The organism is Rhodococcus sp. EPR-134, assembly GCF_001647205.1.
GTDB classification, from domain to species: Bacteria; Actinomycetota; Actinomycetes; order Mycobacteriales; family Mycobacteriaceae; genus Rhodococcus_F; species Rhodococcus_F qingshengii.
Window position 1 is genome coordinate 1 of sequence record NZ_LVCT01000507.1, and the last position, 21,076, is coordinate 21,076.

Here is a 21,076-nt window from a genome sequence, read left to right on the forward strand (position 1 = left end):
CGGAGACCCCGGCGGATTGGTCATCGGCTACGGACGGGTGGAATCCGCGGACCTCGAATATGCGCTCGAGGTGATAGCCGAGTGCCTCGCACGTCACAGCGCGTGAAGTCTCGTTGATCGGGAGTGCGGCAACGGATGGGCGTGGTCCAGTTCTAGCGTCTGCTCGTGACGATCCGAAGCCAGACCTTTCCGCACCTGCTCGCACCAGGCACCATCGGCCCGATGACCGTGCCCAATCGCGTGGTTCTCCCTGCGATGGACATGAACCTGTGTGAAGACGGGGAAATCGAAAAGGGCGACATCGACCACTTCGTGGCGCGTGCAGCTGGTGGAACGGGTCTGATCATCACCGGTTGCTGCGCTGTTGCGTATCCGCTGGGCTGCACCAGCCGCAAGGAACCGGGGCTTTCGGAAGACCGGTTCATCCCCGGTCTCAAGGCGTTGGCCGACGCAGTCCACGACGCAGGCAGCAAGCTCTGTGTGCAGATGACACACCACGGCAAGGTGGCGCGCATCGATACCCTCGACGGCCGACCGCAGTTGGTCCCGTCCACGCCGAAGCCGCCGGGTGACATGAGCGCGATGGCCGATTGCACGCCAGAAGAACTGGGCAAGATGGCTGCCATCAACGAGGGCAAGAGGGCTACGTACCACGAGGCAACCAAGGAAGATCTTGATTGGCTGGTTCGCATGTTCGCCGAGGCTGCCGGACGGGTGAAGGCGGCGGGCGGCGACGCCGTCGAGATTCACTGTGCCCACAACTACGTCCTCGGAGCGTTCCTGAGTCGGTACACGAATCAGCGCAGCGACGAGTACGGAGGTTCCATGGAGAACCGTGCTCGCCTCGCTTGTGAGGTCATTCGGGCGGTCAAGGAGGAGGTCGGTGGTGCGCTCGCCGTCATCGTGCGTCTGGCCGGTCAAGAGTACGGCGAAACCGACGGGCTGACGGTCGACGAGGCTGCTGCGGCCGCGAAGATGTTCGAAGAGGCCGGCGCTGACGCCATTCACGTCACCGGTACCGCGCTGAATGCTTTTGCCAACTTCACCGACGGCCCCCTGCCCGACAAGGTCGGCTACTACACCGACAATGCAACGCGAATCAAGCAGGCGATATCGATCCCCGTGATCACGGTCGGACGTATGCTCCCCGAGGTCGGCGAGAAGATGATCGCGGAAGGTCGCACGGACTTCGCCGCAATGGGCCGCCAGCTCCTGGCCGATCCACAGTTGGTGAACAAACTCAAAGACGGTGTACCCGAGCGGGTTCGGCCTTGCATCAATTGCTACGTCTGCGTGCAGGAGAACTTCTGGGACGAGACCCCGCTGTGCGCGGTGAACCCTGCCCTGGGCAACGAAGCGCTTCTCCCCTTCGTTCGGACCAGCACTCCGAAACACATTGTTGTGGTCGGAGCGGGCCCCGGTGGTCTCGAAACGGCTCGCGTGGCCGCTGAACGTGGGCACCGAGTCACGGTGTTGGACAAATCCGATCGCCTCGGCGGCACCCTGTGGTTCTCGAGCCTCACTACCCCGGACAACGGGCGTCTGCTCAGCTGGTTGAAAGTGGAAATCGAGCGTCTCGGTGTCGATGTTCGACTGAAGACCGAAGCCTCGGTTGCCTCGATCCGGGCACTGAACCCCGACGCCGTAGTCGTGGCCACCGGTGCGGTTCGTGAGCGGCCTAGCGTTCCGGGCGGCGACTTGCCGCACGTGCACACCGGTGATTCGTTGCGCGCGTTGATGACCGGAGCGGGAGACGTCTCACAGGTACCGCCGTTCCTGCGGACGATGGCCAAGTTGGGCAAGCTGTCCGGTATCACCAAGAGCCCCGCGGCGATCCGAGCTGTGACCCGCAAGTTCCTGCCCATGGGTAAGGACGTTGTCGTGATCGGTGGTTCGCTTGTCGGACTCGAGCTCGCGGAGTTCCTGGCCGAGCGAGGTCGCACTGTGACGCTGATCGAAGAAGGCCAGCAGTTGGGCATTCCGATGGCGATGCCGCGCCGCTGGACGGCGGTGCGGCACGCCAAGCATGTCGGCGTGAACATTCACCGCAATTCAACGGTGCAGCGCATCACCAAGGAGCACGTCGAATTCCGTTCCGGTGACAAGACACTGACCGCTCCGGCCGACATGGTTGTCGTCGCCTCGGGAGTGTCGGCGCAGGCGCGACTGGCCGACGCTCTGATCGGCGTCGTCTCCGACGTGCACGTGGTCGGTGACGCGGTGAACGTCGACTACATCGAGGGCGCGATGCACACGGCGTGGAAAGTCGCGATGGATCTTTGACCCATCCCCTAGGTAGCGCTTTGTGCCGCAACGATTTCCGGCCACCAGCGGGCCGCGACATCGGGGTGCGCACGTAGTCGACTCTTGAGGGCGTTCGCCCCGTAGGAATCGTGGATCGGGTTGTTCGCGTCCACGGTGACGCCGGTGGCGCGCGCCGCGAGCTCGGGCGGTAGGTCGAACTCCGGGATCTGCGCTGCGTAGTTCGGGTTGAAGAAGAACGGCACCGAGATACGTTCACCGTCGCCCTCGGGCGAAACTACCCGGTGCACAGTCGCTTTCAAGTAGCCACCGGTAGCGACCTCGAGCAGTTCGCCGATGTTGACCACCAGCGCCCCGTCGATCGGCGGCGCGTCGATCCAGTCGCCGTCGTGCTCGACCTGCAGACCGCCCTTGCCCGGTTCGACATAGAGCAGAGTCAGCACACCCGCGTCCTTGTGTCCGCCGACGCCCTGGGAGCCGGCACCTTTCGGGCGGCCCGGGTAACGCACCACCTTGATGAGGATCGACGGATCGTGAGCGAACGCGTCGTCGAAGATGTTCGCATCCTGGCCCAGGGCTACCGCCCATTCGCGTAAGAGGCTCAATGCGATCGAGGTGAGTGTGTCGTTCCACTCGGTGATGACGTCGCGGAGTTCGGGAAGGGCGTCGGGCCACTGGTTGGGGCCCTGCAGGATCTCCCAGGCCGGTGAGGTGTCGGTGCGCTCGGCCGCGGGCTGTTCGGCCCCGATGTCGATCTGCTCGCGCCAGTCCTGCTTGCCTTCGGTCAGTTCGCCGCCGAGCCGGGTGTACCCACGGAAGTGCGGGCTGCGGACGTTCTCGATCGCGAGCTTCTCGGCAGTCGGCAGCGCGAAGAACTCGCGGGCGACGGCGAGGAGGCGGCGCTGCAGTTCGTCGGGAATTCCGTGGCCGACCAGGTAGAAGAATCCGACCTCGTGGGTGGCCTCGCGGAGCTGAGTGCGGAACTGCTCGGCGGTGTCGGGGTTCTGCGCAAGCGACAGATCGAGCACTGGCAGCGACGTAATCGACATGGGGTCCTCGATCCGTGTGATGGTTCTGATGTCCATCATTCCACGCTGAGCGGCACCCGGACCCGCACGGCAATTCGGCAGCCGCAGGCGTGATTACCCGCGCGGATGCGGAAACACCCTGCGGATAACAGAATCGGGGCCTTGCGCCATTGGCGCAAGACCCCGAATCAGTGTGAGTCGAATTAAGCTTCGTCAGCGCCGATGATGAACGCTTCGAGCTCGATGCGAGCCTTGTCGTCGGCCATCTGGACCGGCGGGGACTTCATCAGGTAAGCGGAAGCCGGGTAAACCGGTCCACCGATGCCGCGGTCCTTGGCGATCTTGGCTGCGCGGACGGCGTCGATGATGATGCCGGCAGAGTTGGGCGAATCCCAGACCTCGAGCTTGTACTCCAGGTTCAGGGGAGCGTCACCGAAGGCGCGGCCTTCGAGGCGGACGTATGCCCACTTGCGGTCGTCGAGCCACTCCACGTAGTCCGAGGGACCGATGTGGACGTTGCGGTCGTGAACCTTGCCGGCAAGTGCGCCGGTCAGGTTGGACGTCACGGCCTGGGTCTTGGAAACCTTCTTCGACTCCAGGCGATCACGCTCGAGCATGTTCTTGAAGTCCATGTTTCCACCGACGTTGAGCTGGTAGGTGCGGTCCAGCACGACGCCGCGGTCTTCGAACAGCTTCGCCATCACGCGGTGGGTGATGGTGGCGCCGACCTGGCTCTTGATGTCGTCACCGACGATCGGGACGCCGGCGTCCTTGAACTTGGCAGCCCACTCCGGGTCGGAAGCGATGAAGACGGGCAGAGCGTTGACGAATGCCACGCCTGCGTCGATCGCGCACTGTGCGTAGAACTTGTCAGCGTCGTCGGAACCGACGGGCAGGTAGGAGACGAGGACGTCGACCTGAGCGTCCTTGAGTGCCTTGACGACGTCGACGGGCTCGGCGTCGGACAGCTCGATGGTCTCGGCGTAGTACTTGCCGATGCCGTCGAGGGTCGGGCCACGCTGAACGGGAACGTCCAGGGGCGGGACGTCGGCGATCTTGATGGTGTTGTTCTCGCTCGCGAGGATCGCCTCGGAGAGGTCGAAGCCGACCTTCTTGGCGTCGACGTCGAACGCAGCGACGAACTGCACGTCGCGGACGTGGTACTTACCGAACTTGACGTGCATGAGGCCGGGGACCGTCTGGGTCTCGTCGGCATCCTTGTAGTAGTGGACGCCCTGAACCAGGGACGAGGCGCAGTTACCCACGCCCACAATGGCTACGCGCACCGCGGTGCTGTTCTCACCCATGGTCGGGTTCTCCTTCTTTCCGGGATGTTCCTGTTGTCGATTGCTCGGCTGCGATCAATTCGTTGAGCCAACGCACTTCGCGTTCACTCGATTCGAGTCCGAGCTGATGGAGCTGACGGGTATAGCGGTCCAGCGATCCGCTGGCCCGACCGACGGCCTCGCGGAGCCCCTCACGGCGCTCCTCGACCTGACGTCGCCTGCCTTCGAGGATCCGCATCCGCGCTTCTGCGGGGGTGCGGCTGAAGAAGGCGAGGTGAACGCCGAAACCGTCGTCGGTGTAGTTCTGCGGCCCGGTGTCGGCGACCAGTTCGGTGAACCGTTGCCGACCTTCCGGAGTGAGCTGGTAGACGCGACGCGCCCGACGCTTGAGCGTGCCGGTGGCAGTGTCGACGTCTTCTGAGATCAATCCGTCGGCTTGCATGCGCCGCAGTGCCGGGTACAGCGATCCGTACGAGAACGCGCGGAATGCGCCGAGCAGACCAGTGAGCCGCTTACGCAGCTCGTATCCGTGCATCGGTGACTCGAGGAGCAGCCCGAGGATTGCGAGTTCGAGCAACTGACAAACCTCCCGAGTCGTTGAACCTAACCGCTTGATGCGATAACCAACTATATCGCGCCGATATATAAAACCACACTGCGGCCCGATACGTGTACCAAGGTGTCACGGCTAGATCAGGGGGTGAACGGGTAGATCGACATGATTTCGCCATCGAGGGCAGCGGTCAGGTACCCGCTCTCGTCGAGGTCGTTGCCGACGTGAATCTGGATGGTCGGAACATTTTCGGTGCTGTCGACAGAGACGTACCGAGTGGTCGGATTTTGCACGGAGGTGGTGGTTCCGGCGCCGTCGAGCAGGGCGATCACGATGCGAGGATCGAGCTGTCTGACGTCGATCTGTGTCACGTCGGGTTCGCGTGATCCTCCTGAAGTCGTGTCCTCGAGGTCGCCTCGGTAGTAGCTGTCCAGGCTCTTGCGCGGCGCGGCGGGATCGGCGCGCGTTACGCGTGCATAAGTGGGATAGATGGTCATCTCGTCGACCAGTCCGCTGCCGTACTCCGTTTCGATGGCATGGAACATCGCCCCCAGGCCGTCGACGGTGTGTAACTGTGGCTCGGGGCTCGAGAAGATCGTGACGTCGGACGCGGCGTATTTGATTCCGAAACCGACAGCCGAGACCAGTGACAGCGCGATGATCACAACGGCGATCCAACGCGTGTCGAGCGAAGGTTCTTTCCGAAGAATGGGTAGGGACGCCTCGGTCTGCAGATCGGACGTCAAATCTTCGAGATCGCCGAGAGTGACTGCCACCGCGGCGAGTTCGGTCAATTCGTCGTGCTCGGTCGCCGTGAGTTGTCCGTCGGCGAAGGCGGAGTCCAGCACTGCGCAGGTAGCCTCGCGATCGGCATTGCGAGCGCGGGTGGTCCTGGTCAGATCGTTCGGCATGTCCGGGGCCTATCGAGGAGTGAAGGGAGACAAGCGGATCGGGCGGCCATCCGGGGTCAAATCCATTGAGCCGCTCGCGCCGAGGTTGTTGCTGGCGTAGATGGAGACGCGTGGATCGTCGCTCGACGAACTCATGCTGATGTGTGTGATCTCGGCGTCGGGGACGTTGAGATTTGCGGACACTCCTGCCAGATATCCGGCGAGTTTGTCGATGTCGACGGCAGCGAGGTCGAAGGTGACGGTGCTGGCTGCTCGAGTCGACGTGCTGTCGCGTGGTGTGAAACCGCCTCGAAAGTCGATGTCTTCCTCCAGGTTCGGCGAGACAGCGGCGGCGCGAGTGACGCTTGCATAGCCGTCGTAGAAGTTGGCGGAATCGATTATCGTCGTGCCGTACTTGGCGCTGTATCTGGTGATGAATTCCCCGATCCCGCTTGCGGTGACCGTGTTCAACGTCGAACTCACAATGGGGGCAAGCGGTTCGACGTTTTCGGCTGCCGCCGGTGGAGGCGGTGGGGGTGAAGGGTCGGCGGACAAGGTGAGGTACCCGATCAGGCCGGCGAAGATAGTCGATGCGGCTGCGAGGTACCAGATCTTGTCGATACGTCGAACTTTGGCGACGGCGTTGCGCAGCGTTGCTTTCTGCAGATCGCGGACCAGCAGATCGAGCTGTCCGAGCGTGGTCGCGGTCATGGCCGCAGCCGTCCGGTTCGCGTGCTCGTCGACCGTGATCTGGCCGTCGGACAGAGCCGTATCGAGAACGGCGCAGGTATCGGAACGGTCGACGTCGCGCGCACGGGTGCGCGTAGAGGTAGTAGTCGGGGACCCACTCACCGGCTCACCCTAGCTCCCGTACGGGTAGGAACGAGAGATCTCGCCCCACGGCGTGACCTCGATGCGTCCTTGGTGGCCGAGTCCGTTCTCTGCATAGATCGCGATCTCCGGGACGCCGTAGTTCGCGTCCACGATCAAGTGGGTGATCGCGGCGTCCGAAACATTGACATAGTCGCCGATGTTCACCATGTACGGCGCGAGCTTGTCGATCTGGATGGAACCGAGGTCGAAGGTCGGCTGGCCCGTTCGCCGCGGAATGGACGTCACTTCCCTCTCGAAGCCGTCGCGAAAACTGATGGACTCGGTGAGAGCGGGAGCATCGGGGACCGCCCGGCTCACTGAGGAGTAGTCGCCGTGGAAGCTGGCGTCGTCTACGAACATGTCACCGAACTCTTCTCGATACCTCTCGATGAATGCGCCGATTCCTTCCGGCGTCAACGTGTCGATGTGTGCGATCAGGATCGGTTCGACGGTCGGCTCCGGCACCGGGGTGGTGGTCGGCAACGGCGGAGCGAGGGAAGTAGTGCTGGCATAACTGGCTGTGATGTCTTCCGAGGGCGTCAACGGTGACCGACTCCACGCCACTGCTGCGATCGCGCCGACGACGATCAGAGCAGCAGCACCGACGAACACGGCCTTTCGTGCCGTCGACGTCCGAGGCACCGTTTTGGTCTCGATCTTCGGCACCTGCAGATCGTTGACCAGGCGTGCGAGTGCGAGCAGGGTCTTCGCGGACTTCGCCTTCTCGGTCCGGTCGAAGTAGTCCTCCGCGCTCAACTGCCCTTCGGCGTACGCGGCGTCCAACACATTGCACGTTTCGACGCGATCAAGATCACGAGCGCGCGTCATCGGAGAACGAGAAGACTTCACAGGAAGTGATCGTAATGGCTGGTCGCCATGCCCCCAGCCCCCGAAATGTGTTCATCGTGACCCTCCCGAACCGTCCGTCGCGGCACGGACGCACGTACGCTGGTCAGGTGCGGATACAGCGGCAAGTTGTGGACTACGCGCTCGCGCGTCGGTCTGTGCTGGCCGAAGTGTCTGCGGGTCGGACCGACGTCAAGCAGGTGTGTGACGCCGATCCGTACCTACTCAGAGCCGCGAAGTTCCACGGCCGGGGCAGCGACGTCGTCTGCCCCATTTGCCGCAAGGAACAGTTGACGCTCGTGTCCTGGGTGTTCGGCGACAAGCTCGGTCAGGTTTCGGGATCGGCCCGAACCTCGGACGAGCTCGCTCGGCTTGCGGAAACAGCAGAGGAGTTCACGGTGCACGTTGTAGAGGTGTGCCGTACCTGCAGTTGGAACCACTTGGTGCAGTCCTATGTGCTCGGCGCAGTACCTGCGCCGCCGCGACCGCGGCGAGCACGCCCACCAAGCCGGCGCACCGCCAGCGAGTAACGCCACACCCGAAGAAGGGCCCGATCGAAGTCTGCACGTGATCGGTCCGTGACCACTGGAGATTTGATTCGTGAGTTCCCCCAGCAACAACAACCCGGGCGGCAACAACCCGGGTGGCCGTCCCGTCGGTCCCAACCGTCCCGCCGGACCTCCTCAGGGTCGTCCGCCGCAGGGACGTCCCATGGGCCCACCACCGCAGGGACGCCCTCCGATGGGTCCGCCCCCTCAGGGTCCGCCCCCTCAGGGTCGTCCGATGGGACCCCCGCCCCAGGGTCGTCCGCCGCAAGCCCGACCTTCGGGCCCGCCTCCTCAGGGCCGCCCCGCCGGTCCCCCTCCTCAGGGTCGTCCGCCGCAAGGCCGACCTGCCGGCCCGCCGCCTCGAGATCGCGCCGTAGGCGCTCAGGCGAACGAACCGACCCAGCGCGTCGCGGCAGCAGCAGCGACCACCCGTAGCAACGCGGGCACCCGCCCGCCGGTCGGACCTCCACCGACGAAGCCACCGACAGGTGGCTCCGGTGGCGGTGGCAACGACGGACAACCCCCGAAGGGAAGAAAGAGCACCGTGAAGAAGAAGTCCAAGTGGCGCACAGTTCGCCGCTCGGCCTACGTCTTGGTGGCGCTCGGTCTTGTTCTGCCCGTCCTTGCCTTCATGGCGGCGTACATCGTGCAGGACGTCCCCAAGCCCGGTGACCTCAAGACCAATCAGGTGGCGACGGTCTTTGCCGCCGACGGCACCACGGTGATCAGCACTGTCGTCCCGCCAGATGGCAACCGCGTCGAGGTCTCGCTCGATCAGGTACCGCCGCACGTTCGCAACGCTGTTCTGGCCGCAGAGGACCGCGATTTCTACTCGAACCCGGGCTTCTCGATCTCCGGTTTCGCACGCGCGGCCCGAGACAACGTCCTCGGTCGCGACAGCGCCGGTGGTGGCTCGACCATCACGCAGCAGTACGTCAAGAAGGCGCTTGTCGGCTCGGAGCGTTCGCTGACGCGAAAGATGAAGGAACTCGTCATCTCCTCGAAGATGGCCAACGAGTGGTCCAAGGACGACATCCTCGCCGCGTATCTGAACACCATTTACTTCGGTCGCGGCGCATACGGCATCGGCGCAGCATCCAAGGCTTACTTCGGTAAGCCCGTCGACCAGCTGTCCATCGAAGAAGGCGCCGTCCTGGCGTCGTCGATCCAGCTTCCGTCGCTCCTCGATCCCGAGACCAACCCGACAGGCGCGAAGTCCCGTTGGGATTACGTGCTCGACGGCATGGTGTCCGCCGGCACGCTGGATCAGGCCGCGCGCACGCCGATGCAGTACCCCGCCTACATCCCGCTCGCCCAGGTCGACAACAGCAGCCAGGGCTCGACCGGACCCGAAGGCCTGATCAAGCGTCAGGTGCTCAAGGAGATCGGCGACGCTGGAATCAGCGAGCAGTTGCTCAACACCGAGGGCTTGCAGATCACCACGACCATCGACCCGCAGGCTCAGGCCGCAGCGGTCGAGGCAGCCCGTTCCAACATGGAGGGTGAGCCGGAGAACCTGCGTACCGCAGTTGTCTCGGTCGATCCGAAGACCGGAGCCGTCAAGGCGTACTACGGCGGTGAGGACGGCGCGGGATACGACTTCGCGAATGCCGGACTTCAGACCGGTTCCTCGTTCAAGGTGTTCGGCCTCGCAGCCGCCCTGGATCAGGGAATCCCGCTCTCGCAGATGTACGACAGCTCACCGCTGACCGTCAACGGCATCTCCATCGGCAACGTCGAAGGTGAAAGCTGCGGCACCTGCACCATCGCAGAGGCGCTCAAGCGTTCGCTGAACACCAGCTTCTACCGTCAGATGCTCAGCCTCGACGGCAACGGCCCGCAGGAAATCGCGGACATCGCTCACAAGGCAGGCATCCCGAAGGACATCCCGGGCGTCGGCCCGTCGCTCACCGAGGCCGACGGTTCCGGCCCCAACAACGGCATCGTGCTCGGCCAGTACCAGGCCCGCGTGCTCGACATGGCGTCGTCGTACGCGACACTCGCCGCGTCCGGTACGTATCACGCACCGCACTTCGTGCAGAAGGTCGTCGCGGCCGACGGCACCGTGCTGCTGGACCGCGGCGCGCCCGCCGGTGAAGACCGCATCGACGCTGCCGTGGCGGACAACGTGACGGCTGCGATGCAGCCGATCGCGGCGTACTCGCGCGGTCACAACCTGGCCGGCGGACGTCTGTCGGCGTCGAAGACAGGTACCGCGCAGCTCGGTGACACCGGAGCCAACAAGGACGCGTGGATGGTCGGCTACACGCCGTCGCTTTCGACCGCGGTCTGGGTCGGAACTCCCGACGGTGAAGCGATCACCAATTCCGGTGGCGCGATGATCTACGGCTCGGGTCTGCCTTCGGACATCTGGAAGGACACGATGGACGGCGCCCTCGAGGGCACCGACAACGAGAAGTTCCCGACGCCGGGCAAGATCAACGGTCAAGCCGGTGGTGTTCCGGAGTACACGGCTCCCGCACCGCCCAAGACGTCGGCGCCGCCGACCACCGCACCGACGACGACGGAAACCACTCCGCCGCCCGTGGTGACAACGACGCAGGTCGAGGTTCTGCCGGGCATCACGATCCCGATTCCGGGCATCTCCCGGCCGACGACAACCACGCCACAGGTACCAGGGGCAGGCGAGTCCACCGAGGAAGAACCGGCAGGTGTGAGCCCCGGCCAGTAGTTGGAGGGTGGTCGGTTCGAAAGACGGTAACCTCGCGGAGTGGCCGCGAATGCTGATGATGCCGAACCGACCTCCCCCGCTCCGCTGGCCGAAGATCTTCGTTCGGCGGATTGGCGGGACGTTCCCAGTCGCAACGACGCGATGGTGTCTGCGCTGTCGGGAACCGTCGGCGGTCCGGTAGGTCGTCACGCACTGATCGGACGCACTCGCTTCTTCACACCGATGCGAGTGATCCTTCTGCTCGCCGTGGTGTTCTTGGCTTTCGGCTGGTTCGCCAAGGCGGGCTGTATTCAGCAGGCGCCGGTCGGCGAGAGCGGGCAGGTCGGCCTCGACTGGAGTGGCAGCCGTCAGTACGTGGCGATGTGTTACTCCGACACCGTTCCGCTGTACGGAGCCGAGCGCCTCGATCAGGGAGCATTCCCGTACAAGACGTCGTGGGAAGAAGTACGCGGCGACGGTTCGATCCAGATGCGGTACATGGAGTATCCGGTCATCTCGGGGCTCTATCAGTACGGCGCGATGAAAGTCGCCAAGACGTGGGATTCGATCACCTGGCTGCCGGGCGCGATTCAGGTGGCGCTCTATTTCAACGTCGTGGCGTTCGGGTTGGCGTTGGCGTGGCTGGTCACCGTGTGGGCGAGCACCCTGCTGGCCGGACGACGAGTGTGGGACGGCGCTCTGATCGCGTGCTCCCCTTTGGTGATCGTGCACGTGTTCACGAACTTCGATCCTCTGGCGACGGCGTTCGCGGCGGGTGGGTTGTTGGCGTGGGCACGCAAGCGGCCCGTGCTCGCGGGAATCCTGCTCGGCCTGGGCGGCGCCGCAAAGCTCTACCCGCTGCTCCTACTGGGACCGCTCTTGGTCCTGTGTCTGCGCGCGGGCAAGACGAGGGACTGGCTGGTGACCGCTCTCAGCGCGGTCGCGGCATGGCTTGCGGTGAACCTGCCCATTGCCGCGCTGTACCCCCATGGTTGGTACGAGTTCTTCCGGCTCAACTCCGAACGCGGGGCCGATCCGGATTCGCTCTACAACGTGATCGCGTCGTTCACGTCGTGGAAGGGCCTCGACGGTCCTCTCGCACAGGGTGAGTCACCGTCGAATCTCAACGCCGTCTCTCTGCTTTTGTTCGTGGCCGTCTGCATCGGTGTCGGATACGTCGCCCTGACGGCGCAGCGTCGTCCGCGAGTTGCGCAGCTGTGCTTCCTGTTGGTGGCGGGCTTCCTGCTCACGAACAAGGTGTGGAGCCCGCAGTATTCTCTGTGGCTGGTGCCGCTGGCCGTGTTGGCCTTGCCGCACCGCAGACTCCTGCTCGCGTGGATGACCATCGACGCCCTGGTCTGGGTTCCTCGAATGATGTATTACCTCGGGGTGTCCAACAAGGGGCTGCCCGAGCAGTGGTTCACCGGAACCGTCGTGATCCGGGACATCGCGGTACTCGTTCTGTGCGCGCTGGTGCTCCGGCAGATCTACCGGCCGTCGGAGGATCTCGTGCGGTACGGGTTCATCGACGATCCGGCGGGCGGTGTTCTCGATCAAGCACCGGACAAACAACCTGCCTGGCTACCCGGTTGGCTGAAGCCGTCCAAGGCGAAGGAACCGGAACCCGTCACGGTCTGAGGTCACCACTCGTCGAGGGTGGTGTACCCGTCCTGGACCGCGCGGGCAAACAATGCTGCCTTCGTGGGAGCCGGCCGCCCGACGTCGCTGTACTTCGTGCGGATCCGAGTGATGTGTGTGTTGACGGTGCAGACGCGTAGGCCGAGTGTCTCGGCGACCTCGGACTTGGAATCCGAACGTAGCCAGGCAAGAAGTACTTCGATCTCGCGGACGCTCAGCTTCGGCTTGTGCTTGCCGTGCTTGGGGTTGCCGACTCGGGACACTTTTGCCTCGATCTTCGGAGAAATGCCGATTGAAGACACGCGAGTAGCGCCTTTCGACGGAGGGGATGGGCGTCGACTGCCGTATTTGCAGAAGGGCTGCTGGCTCAGGGTGCGACTGAGACGAGTATTTCGATCGAGGTGTCTCAGTGGAACGGGTGCAACTCTCTCGATACAGAGTCCATACAACGGACAAATCCCCTACCTGCTCCGATAGAGTGCGTCGCTATGAACTCGAAGGCAGAAGCCGGTACGCACAATCAGGTCGATCCCGCCCGGATCGAGTCGCGTGGGCAGTTTGCTGAGACGCTCACTGCACTGCGGAACGCAGCCGGACTGACGGTCCGCGAAGCCGTCGAGCGTTCGGGTGGTTTGCACGGAACCGTCAGCGGATGGTTTGCCGGCCAACACCTGCCGACGCCGGCGAGTACCCCGATGTTTTTCGCGCTCCTCGAGGCCTGCGGCGTCGATTCCGAGGATGAGCGGCAGCGCTGGATCAGTGCGGTGCAACGAGTGAGACAGCTGACGGCCAGACGACGCGGCGACGCCACCGTTCCGTATCGAGGTCTCGAGTCGTTCCGGCAGGAGGACGCCGAGTGGTTCTTCGGTCGAGACGAACTCACTGCCAATTTGGCGGAACGGGTGGCGTCGGCGATACAGGGTGAACGTCGCCGTCAGTTCATGGTGATCGGTGCTTCCGGCTCGGGTAAGTCGTCGTTGCTGCGGGCCGGGCTCGCCCCCAAGATCGCTGGAGACGATCCACGGTTCGACGGCTGGCGGGTGGAAATCCGGCAGCCGGGTACGGGAGGAATCCCGTCGTCGATTTCCGACGAACCAACAGTCTTGATGCTCGATCAGTTCGAGGAACTGTGGACGCAGTGCGACGGTGATCGTCGCGAGGAAATACTGCAGACTCTCGCGGAACTCGGTGAGAACACCATTGTCGTCATCGGCATGCGTGCCGACTTCTACGGGCTCGCGGCGAAGGAACCGCTTTTGGTGCCACTGCTCGACGACTCGCCGATGGTGGTCGGGCCGCTGACCGAAGAGCAGTTGCGCGAAGTGATCGTCGAGCCGGCGGTCAAGGCCGGGATGACCGTGCAGAGCGAGTTGGTTCAGGTTCTGGTCTCCGAGCTGACACCACGCGGCTCGCGCACGGCCAGCGACCCCGGAGCTTTGCCATTGTTGTCGCACGCACTGCTGGGGACCTGGCAACGGTCGACGCGTAAGACGCTGACCGTCTCGGATTACTACGCCACCGACGGGATTGCCGGAGCCGTCCAGCAAAGCGCGGAGGAAGTGTACGGCGAGCTCACAGAGCGGCAGCAGCAGTTGGCGCGCAGGATCTTCCTCCGGTTGGTCAACGTCGACGAAGTGACGCAGACGCGTCGGCGGGCACCGCGCACCGAACTCTTCCTCGGTGACGACGTCGACGACGTGAATACCGTCATCGACCGGTTCGCCTTACGCCGCCTTCTCACCGTCGACGAGGAGACCGTCGAGGTTTCGCACGAGGTCTTGCTGTCCGCGTGGAGTCGGCTTCGCGATTGGATCGACTCGGACCGCGCCGGTCTGGCGGTGCATCGCAGGTTCACCTACGCGGCGCAGGTGTGGGAAGACAGTGGACGCGACCCCGGCGCGCTGCTCGGACCCGCACGTCTTCATCTGACGGAAGAATGGCTGCGTTCGGGCGAACTCGGGCTCCCACTGGAACCGAGTCGGACCCGCGCCGCCGACCTCAATGCCACCGAGCGGGAGTACCTCGCCGCGAGCATCGAGCATCGTGATCAGCAGGAATTTGCCGATCGCCGACGTACACGCGTGCTACGACGGCTCGTGACTGCGTTGGCAGCCGCGTCGGTGATCGCTCTGGTGTTGGCGGTGGTTGCCACCGTCGCCGGTATCGGAGCCAATCGTCAACGTGTCCAAGCAGATACCGCGCGAGACGAGGCGATGTCGCGTCAGGTGGCCACCGAGTCGATCAGGATGCGCGAGCGGGATCCGTCGCTGGCGTCGCAGCTTGCTCTGGCGGCATTTGCGGTCAACGAAACAACCGAAGCCCGCTCGGCATTGCTGGATGCGTCGGGCGTTCATTCGGCTACTCGCATCATCGGACCGCCCGGCGCGATGAAGGCCCGGATAAACCCAGCCGGAACTGTTGTGGCGGTGGGTGGTTCGGATGGGAAGGTCAGACTTTATCCGATGGTGGACGGTGTGGCCTCAGCTGTTCCGCAGGCGGAGTTCCTCGGAGTCTCGGAGGGCACGGCCCTCTTTGCCGTCGCCTACAGCCCGGACGGACGGCTGCTTGCGATCGGTGGCGCCGGCGGCGCTGCGCTGTGGGACGTGTCGGATCCCGAAAATCCGGTCCGTGGAACACTTCCCGTCGACGGTGAACGCGTAGTGCAGGACATGGAGGTCAGCCCAGACGGAACCAAGCTGGTCGCCGGTACCTCGACGCCCGACGTCCTGCGATGGAACGTCGACACCTCCACGAATGCCGTTGCTTTGCCTGCTGTTCCGCATCCAGCTGACGGCATTGTCACCGCGACGTTCAGCCCCGACGGACGTTTCCTCGTGGCGGGCGGGCGTCAAGCGACTCTGCGCGTGTGGGACGTCGCGAAGTGGGGTGAGGAATCGGCGCCGATCTTCGCGACCGAGCCCAACGGCACCACCGTCCACTACCTCGGCGTTGCCTTCAGCCCGGACGGACGTGAGCTTGCGGCGGGAACGACTGGCAGGGAGGTGGTTCGGTGGGGCATGAGCGATCCGGCGCGCCCTGCTCCCCTCCCGGCGCTGACGGGATTTTCCAGTTACGTCAACGAACTCAACTACGGTAAAGATGGAACACGCCTTGCTGCAGGGAGTTCCGACAACTCCGTGCGCGTGTGGGACCCCCGAACCGGGGCATTGATCGAAACACTTCCGGACAGTGGGGCGGTGACCACAGTCGACTACAGCGATGACGGCCGCAATCTGGTCACCGGGGGACTCAACGGTGTGACTCGCGTGTGGGCTCTTCCGGGTCCGGTCTGGGCGGGAGCTCGGGACACGATCTTCACCAGTCCCTTTGCCGCGGACGGCTCGCGTCTGGTGGCCGGCGTCGGTACCAGGGGTGGCGCGATGTTGGCTTGGAACACCGAGGATCTCGATCGCCCCGCGGTGATGCCGGAGTTGAAACCGCAAGGGGACGACTCTTTCAGCGGTGCGTCGGCGGTGTCGGCAGACGGGAACCTGGCTGTGAGCGGCACCGGCGGCGGCGGTGCATATCTTTGGGACCTGAGTGATCCGGCGTCGCCACGTATCTACGGCGAGCCTGCGGTATATGTGAAGGGCATCGTGGCGGTTGTCGCACTGAATCCCGCCGGAGATCTGCTGGCGGTGTCCTCGCAGGACGACAACAGTATTGCGTTGGTCGACGTTTCCGACCCGTCGGCTCCGAAACTGTTGTCGTCGACCGATGTCGGCTCCTACCCGCAGATGATGGCCTTTCAGCCAGGTACCGACATCTTGGCGATCGCGAACGCCAAGAACGAAGTGGATCTGTGGGACGTGTCGAACGCAGCGTCGCCCCGGGTGGCGGCGACGGTGGGTGGATTCGAAAGCTACGCATTAGCAGTGTCTTTCAGCGCCGACGGAACGCTGTTGGCCGCTGGAAGTGCGGATCACGGTGTCGCCGTGTGGGACGTACGCACACCGTCGGCACCCGAGGAACTCGCTCGTCTCGTCGGCCCCGAGGGCGCAATCTATTCGATCTCGTTCAACCGCGCCGGTGATCGGCTCGCTGCCGGTGTCGGCGACGGAACCGTCTGGCTCTGGGACATCGAGACTCCCTCGCAGGCAACACGATTTGCGACGCTGTCCGCCTACCCGGGTCGCGTCAACGACGCTCAGTTCGCCGGCGAGAGTGACATGATCGCGGGTAGCGGGTCGGACAAGACCGTTCGCTTGTGGGGAATCGACCCCGACGGCGTCGTTGATCGATTGTGCCGCACCGCAGGATCTCCCATCACGGAAGCCGAATGGGAGCGGTACCTGCCCGGTGTTCCCTATCAGGATCCGTGTGCCGGCTGACGTGGGTCAGTTCATCCAGAACTCGAGCGCCGGTTCCCGACCCAGCTCGCCTCCGCTGCCGGTGATCACCAGTCCGGCGGAGGTGAGCTTGTACGTCACGTCCTTGTTGGTGACGGTGAATCCGTTGCCGGTGGGCGTCGGATCGTCGAGTTCGATGGTGGCGCCGTCGCTCAGCCGTTGACCCTTGTAGTAGTAACGCCCGACTCCGGTTTCGCAGATGACGATTCGTGATCCGGTCGTGACGGCGATGGCGACGGCAGGATTGGTGGAGTTGCAACTGGGGCCGCCGGAGATGAAGCCCTGACGGTTGGTGCCCGAGACGGTCGGCGCTGGTCCGATCGAGGTTGTGACGCGTGGGGGTGTCGTCGTTTTCGGCGCTGTGGTGGGTGCACTCGGCGCCCGAGTCGTGGTCGTGGAGTACGAGTACGGCGTCGTATAGGTGAGACTCCGCGAACTCGCTTCATTGGCGGCGTTGCCGAAAGCGGCGGCGAGCAGCCCGAAGAACGCGATCCACACGATCACGGCCAAGATGCCGAGTGCGGTGAAGATGTAGCCGATGATCAGTCCGGCAAGGGCGAGTCCGTCGCCTTCTTCGCCGGTCCGTTTGATCTGGCCGCGAGCGATGTGCCCGAAGACGATCCCCAACGGCGCGATGAGGAACGCGAAGACGAGGGCGAGTACCGCGAGTGTGTTCGTCGGCCGCCTGCCGTACGGATCGGGCTGCCCGTACGGAGCCGGTTGCCAATTCTGATTGCCCTGGTACCCGTACCCACCCTGATCGCTCATGAGGTGAATCTTGGCATGGACTTCGTCGAAGAGTGCAGGTGATGGCTAGTTTCGGGTACGTGTCTCGAGCTGAGGTGCGATGGTCGGCCAATCGTCGTCGGTCATCGCGAACAGCGCTGTTGTACGCCAACTGCCGTCGACACGGCGTCGGTGCTTGCGCAGCAGGCCCTCGAACTGAGCGCCGAGCTTTGCGATCGCTGCCCTGGACTGTTCGTTGAACTCGTCCGTGTGCCACTCGACGCGTACGGCTTCGAGCTGGTCGAAGGCGTGACGAAGCAGGAGCAGCTTCGATTCGGGATTGATCCCGGTTCCCTGAACCGATCGCGACAACCACGTGTACCCGATTGCAAGACTGCGGTTTACCGGGTCGATCTGGTACATGGACGTAGTGCCGACCACGGCGTTCGTCGCGATGTTCACCTGCGCGAAGGCGATCCGATTCGGGTCGTCGGTTGCTACAGCGATGTACTTCTGTGCCTGTTCCCGATCGGTGATGGGCGATGCGGTCCAACGAAAGATCGCCGGGTCGTCGGCAGCAGCGAGCAGAGCGTCGGTGTGCGCGACGCCCAGGGGTTCGAGTCGGACACGATCACCGGTCAGCGTCGGTGATTCGAACCATGATGCAGTCATCAGGCGTGCTCCCGTGAGTGAGTCGGAAGGTTGTTGTCGGAGTTGGCAATCTGATCGGTCCCACCGGCAAGCGGATACCGCAACGGGACTCGCAGGAACAGGAAGAAGAACACGGCGAGCAGGATGACGTGGCCCCACACGCTCGCCTGGACGACGGCTTCGTACTTGCTCGGATCGAGATTCATGTCCAGTTGGTAGAAGTACCGGAAGATGCCGATACCCAACGCTGCGTCGGCGATCAGATAGGCGACGATCCAGAACCACCGGATCTTGAACAGTACGAGAAAAGGCAGGATCCACAGTGTGTACTGCGGTGAATTGACCTTGTGCAGCAACACGAATCCGCACAGCATCGCGGCACTGACTGCAATCCACGGAAAGTAGCCGTCGCGGACGTAGCGGCGCCAACCCAGATACATCGCGAGCGCGAACGACAACAGGATCATCACCGGAGACAGGATGCTCACCAGTGCGTCGTAGTCGGCGTTGAGTTCGCGAACTCCGAAACCGTAGAACGGGCGCAAACCCCAGAACCACACCGAGTTGGTGGTGATGTCCGCGCTTCGCTTCTCCTGGAAGCTGAACGACGCGCGCCAGCCTTCGTACGAGATGAGGGCGAACGGCAGGTTGACGAGGACGACGGTGACGATCGCCGCGCCCGCCGTCATCAGCGCTCCACGAACGTCGTAGCGCTTGCCTTCGGTGCCGCGTAGAAGCACGTAGGCCATGAGCGGCAGCACGAACATTCCCGGGTACAGCTTCAAACAGAAACCGATCGCCAGGATGACGGCCGCCAGAACCGCGCGAGTTCGCAGCGGGATCCGCTCGAACGTCATCAGGAAGATCGCGCCGACGCTGGTGGCCACCACCGGGAGCTCCCAGTTGTGGAATGCGTACAGAACCAGGGGCGGAGTCGCCGACCACACGAGCGCGTACGCGCCGCTCATCTTGCCGAGCATCCACGCCGTGAGCAGTCCGAAAGGAGCCAGGATCAGGGCCGAGTGCAGAAGGAAATCGGTGTCGGTGTGTGAGCCGATACCGCCCAGCCACATCAGAATTCCGCTGAGCACCGGGTATTCGACGGTTCCGCCGGTCAGGAATCCTTCGGGCGTTATCCCTCCGGTGACGAAGGGGAACAGATGCTGATCGATACCTCGTCCGAGCCAGAGCAACTGAATGTCGGAGTAGCAGACGTCGATGTTCTTGTTGACGTCGAAGTTCAGGCTTCGTCCGTCGGGCGCGAACGGTGCACCGCCGCATCTGGCCTTGTTGAAATAGCCCAGCGCCATCGTCAGCCCGCACAATCCGACGACCAACGCCAGGATCGACGCCGGGGTCTTGCGGTCTGTTCGCATGATTCTCACCCTAGGGGGCGCAGTGGCTCGCGGGGTGATGCGTCTGCACCACGCGTCGCGCATCGACCTGGCGGTCTTCCCGGAGGGCCGGGACGATTTCCCTGGTCAAGGCCCCTCGTGTAACCTACGAGGGTTGCTGACGCAACGACCCTCCTGCCACGGATAGTCCGTGGCCGTTTTCACTTAGTCCACAGGAGGTGATGAGGTCTTATGCGTCATTACGAATTGATGGTCATCCTTGACCCCAGCCTGGACGAGCGCACTGTCGCTCCTTCACTGGATACGTTCCTCAATGTTGTGCGCCAGCACGGCGGCACGATCGACAAGGTCGATGTCTGGGGTAAGCGTCGTCTCGCCTACGAGATCCTGAAGCATGCTGAAGGTATCTACGCGGTGATCGACATCAACGCCACTCCCGCCACCGTCGCTGAGCTCGATCGTCAGCTCGGTCTGAACGAGTCGGTTCTGCGCACGAAGGTTCTGCGCCACAACAAGTAATTACTGTCGGTAGCGAGCTCTACTCTCGCGCCCAACGGTCTTACATCAATGCAGGAGGAACCACATGGCTGGCGACACCATCATCACCGTCATCGGAAACCTGACGGCTGATCCTGAACTTCGTTTCACCCCGGCGGGTGCCGCGGTTGCAAACTTCACGGTTGCTTCCACGCCCCGCACCTTCGACCGTAATTCCAATGAATGGAAAGACGGCGATGCGCTGTTCATGCGTTGCAACATCTGGCGCGAAGCAGCCGAGAACGTCGCGGAGAGCTTGACCCGTGGTTCACGAGTAATCGTGAGCGGCCGGCTCAAGCAGCGTTCGTACGAAACTCGCGAGGGCGAAAAGCGAACTGTCGTCGAGCTCGAAGTCGATGAAATCGGTCCTTCACTGAAGTACGCCACGGCAAAGGTCAACAAGGCCAACCGTGGTGGCGGCGGTGGAGGCGGCAACTTCGGCGGTTCCTCCGGCGGATCGGGTGGCGGACGTCCGAGCGCTGCACCTTCGGGTGGAGACGATCCTTGGGGCAGTGCGCCTCAGGCTTCGGGCTCCTTCGGTGGTGCGGGCAGCGACGAACCGCCCTTCTGATCCGTACCTGATCAGGAACATCCAGAAAAGAGCAAAGACATGCCGAAGCCGCCCTTGCGCGACAAGGTTATGAAGAAGAAGGTCTGCACCTTCTGCAAAGAGAAGAACACGCAGATCAACTACAAGGACACGACGTTGCTTCGTAAGTACGTCAGCGATCGCGGAAAGATCCGTGCTCGCCGTGTCACCGGCAATTGCGTCCAGCACCAGCGCGACGTTGCCATTGCCGTCAAGAACTCACGTGAGGTAGCACTGCTGCCTTACGCCACCGTGGCTCGCTAAGGAAAGGGAG

18 protein-coding genes are annotated in these 21,076 nt (G+C 63.5%); 8 read left to right on the top strand and 10 right to left on the bottom strand.

From position 1 onward, the window contains the following. Positions 1-165 precede the first annotated feature (165 nt). Complete coding sequence (locus tag A2J01_RS23245) at positions 166-2,283, top strand: oxidoreductase (RefSeq protein WP_064113686.1); 2,118 nt, start codon at positions 166-168, stop codon at positions 2,281-2,283. 8 nt (positions 2,284-2,291) lie between these two features. Here the strand turns inward: A2J01_RS23245 and A2J01_RS23250 are convergent, their stop codons facing one another. From A2J01_RS23250 to A2J01_RS23275, 6 genes are all read right to left on the bottom strand, one after another. Next, the gene (locus A2J01_RS23250; protein WP_231915885.1) at positions 2,292-3,350 is read right to left on the bottom strand and encodes an isopenicillin N synthase family dioxygenase; all 1,059 of its coding nucleotides are present in this window, start codon (positions 3,348-3,350) and stop codon (positions 2,292-2,294) included. Between the two features lie 143 nt (positions 3,351-3,493). Further along, complete coding sequence (locus tag A2J01_RS23255; protein ID WP_003945979.1) at positions 3,494-4,597, bottom strand: inositol-3-phosphate synthase; 1,104 nt, start codon at positions 4,595-4,597, stop codon at positions 3,494-3,496. Beyond that, complete coding sequence (locus A2J01_RS23260; protein WP_003946014.1) at positions 4,590-5,153, bottom strand: PadR family transcriptional regulator; 564 nt, start codon at positions 5,151-5,153, stop codon at positions 4,590-4,592. Before A2J01_RS23260 ends, A2J01_RS23255 begins: the two co-directional genes overlap by 8 nt. Positions 5,154-5,269: 116 nt before the next feature. Continuing rightward, positions 5,270-6,040 (bottom strand): DUF1707 SHOCT-like domain-containing protein, encoded by a 771-nt coding sequence (locus tag A2J01_RS23265; protein WP_054827438.1) that lies wholly within the window; start codon positions 6,038-6,040, stop codon positions 5,270-5,272. 9 nt (positions 6,041-6,049) lie between these two features. After that, a complete protein-coding gene (locus A2J01_RS23270; RefSeq protein WP_050656990.1) occupies positions 6,050-6,871 on the bottom strand; it encodes a DUF1707 SHOCT-like domain-containing protein in 822 nt (273 codons plus the stop codon). Positions 6,872-6,880: 9 nt separating this feature from the next. Beyond that, the gene (locus A2J01_RS23275; RefSeq protein ID WP_007735521.1) at positions 6,881-7,720 is read right to left on the bottom strand and encodes a DUF1707 SHOCT-like domain-containing protein; all 840 of its coding nucleotides are present in this window, start codon (positions 7,718-7,720) and stop codon (positions 6,881-6,883) included. Positions 7,721-7,848: 128 nt separating this feature from the next. Between A2J01_RS23275 and A2J01_RS23280 the strand changes: the two genes are divergently transcribed. From A2J01_RS23280 to A2J01_RS23295, 3 genes are all read left to right on the top strand, one after another. Then, positions 7,849-8,268, top strand: coding sequence for a DUF5318 family protein (locus A2J01_RS23280; RefSeq protein WP_042448217.1), 420 nt, complete (start codon positions 7,849-7,851; stop codon positions 8,266-8,268). 562 nt (positions 8,269-8,830) lie between these two features. Continuing rightward, a complete protein-coding gene (locus tag A2J01_RS23290; RefSeq protein ID WP_064113687.1) occupies positions 8,831-10,978 on the top strand; it encodes a transglycosylase domain-containing protein in 2,148 nt (715 codons plus the stop codon). Between the two features lie 39 nt (positions 10,979-11,017). Beyond that, the gene (locus tag A2J01_RS23295) at positions 11,018-12,595 is read left to right on the top strand and encodes a glycosyltransferase family 87 protein (RefSeq protein ID WP_050657048.1); all 1,578 of its coding nucleotides are present in this window, start codon (positions 11,018-11,020) and stop codon (positions 12,593-12,595) included. Between the two features lie 2 nt (positions 12,596-12,597). Here the strand turns inward: A2J01_RS23295 and A2J01_RS23300 are convergent, their stop codons facing one another. Then, the gene (locus A2J01_RS23300) at positions 12,598-12,897 is read right to left on the bottom strand and encodes a helix-turn-helix transcriptional regulator (RefSeq protein WP_082900937.1); all 300 of its coding nucleotides are present in this window, start codon (positions 12,895-12,897) and stop codon (positions 12,598-12,600) included. Positions 12,898-13,083: 186 nt separating this feature from the next. On the opposite strand from A2J01_RS23300, the gene A2J01_RS23305 reads away from it, so the two are divergent. Next, complete coding sequence (locus A2J01_RS23305; protein WP_064113688.1) at positions 13,084-16,926, top strand: nSTAND1 domain-containing NTPase; 3,843 nt, start codon at positions 13,084-13,086, stop codon at positions 16,924-16,926. A 6-nt stretch (positions 16,927-16,932) separates the two neighbouring features. Here the strand turns inward: A2J01_RS23305 and A2J01_RS23310 are convergent, their stop codons facing one another. The 3 genes from A2J01_RS23310 to A2J01_RS23320 are packed head-to-tail and all read right to left on the bottom strand — an operon-like array spanning position 16,933 to position 19,697. Further along, positions 16,933-17,712, bottom strand: coding sequence for a DUF4190 domain-containing protein (locus A2J01_RS23310; RefSeq protein WP_030537127.1), 780 nt, complete (start codon positions 17,710-17,712; stop codon positions 16,933-16,935). Positions 17,713-17,757: 45 nt separating this feature from the next. Then, entirely contained in the window at positions 17,758-18,342 is a 585-nt protein-coding gene (locus A2J01_RS23315; protein ID WP_064113689.1) for a GNAT family N-acetyltransferase, read from the bottom strand. Continuing rightward, positions 18,342-19,697, bottom strand: coding sequence for a glycosyltransferase family 87 protein (locus A2J01_RS23320; RefSeq protein ID WP_007735530.1), 1,356 nt, complete (start codon positions 19,695-19,697; stop codon positions 18,342-18,344). The genes A2J01_RS23315 and A2J01_RS23320 overlap by 1 nt, the downstream gene beginning before the upstream one ends. A 210-nt stretch (positions 19,698-19,907) precedes the next feature. On the opposite strand from A2J01_RS23320, the gene rpsF reads away from it, so the two are divergent. From rpsF to rpsR, 3 genes are all read left to right on the top strand, one after another. Further along, positions 19,908-20,195, top strand: coding sequence for a 30S ribosomal protein S6 (gene rpsF, locus A2J01_RS23325; protein WP_003941237.1), 288 nt, complete (start codon positions 19,908-19,910; stop codon positions 20,193-20,195). A gap of 64 nt (positions 20,196-20,259) precedes the next feature. Further along, entirely contained in the window at positions 20,260-20,784 is a 525-nt protein-coding gene (locus tag A2J01_RS23330; RefSeq protein WP_003941248.1) for a single-stranded DNA-binding protein, read from the top strand. 39 nt (positions 20,785-20,823) lie between these two features. Continuing rightward, the gene (gene rpsR, locus A2J01_RS23335) at positions 20,824-21,066 is read left to right on the top strand and encodes a 30S ribosomal protein S18 (RefSeq protein ID WP_003941245.1); all 243 of its coding nucleotides are present in this window, start codon (positions 20,824-20,826) and stop codon (positions 21,064-21,066) included. The last annotated feature ends 10 nt before the right edge of the window (positions 21,067-21,076 follow it).

Coding starts and splice junctions, on each gene's coding strand:
- A2J01_RS23250 (WP_231915885.1), bottom strand. CDS start 3,350: ATGATGGACATCAGAACCATCACACGGATCGAGGACCCCATGTCGATT.
- A2J01_RS23255 (WP_003945979.1), bottom strand. CDS start 4,597: ATGGGTGAGAACAGCACCGCGGTGCGCGTAGCCATTGTGGGCGTGGGT.
- A2J01_RS23265 (WP_054827438.1), bottom strand. CDS start 6,040: ATGCCGAACGATCTGACCAGGACCACCCGCGCTCGCAATGCCGATCGC.
- A2J01_RS23275 (WP_007735521.1), bottom strand. CDS start 7,720: ATGACGCGCGCTCGTGATCTTGATCGCGTCGAAACGTGCAATGTGTTG.
- A2J01_RS23305 (WP_064113688.1), top strand. CDS start 13,084: ATGAACTCGAAGGCAGAAGCCGGTACGCACAATCAGGTCGATCCCGCC.
- A2J01_RS23310 (WP_030537127.1), bottom strand. CDS start 17,712: ATGAGCGATCAGGGTGGGTACGGGTACCAGGGCAATCAGAATTGGCAA.
- A2J01_RS23315 (WP_064113689.1), bottom strand. CDS start 18,342: ATGACTGCATCATGGTTCGAATCACCGACGCTGACCGGTGATCGTGTC.
- A2J01_RS23320 (WP_007735530.1), bottom strand. CDS start 19,697: ATGCGAACAGACCGCAAGACCCCGGCGTCGATCCTGGCGTTGGTCGTC.
- rpsF (WP_003941237.1), top strand. CDS start 19,908: ATGCGTCATTACGAATTGATGGTCATCCTTGACCCCAGCCTGGACGAG.
- A2J01_RS23330 (WP_003941248.1), top strand. CDS start 20,260: ATGGCTGGCGACACCATCATCACCGTCATCGGAAACCTGACGGCTGAT.
- rpsR (WP_003941245.1), top strand. CDS start 20,824: ATGCCGAAGCCGCCCTTGCGCGACAAGGTTATGAAGAAGAAGGTCTGC.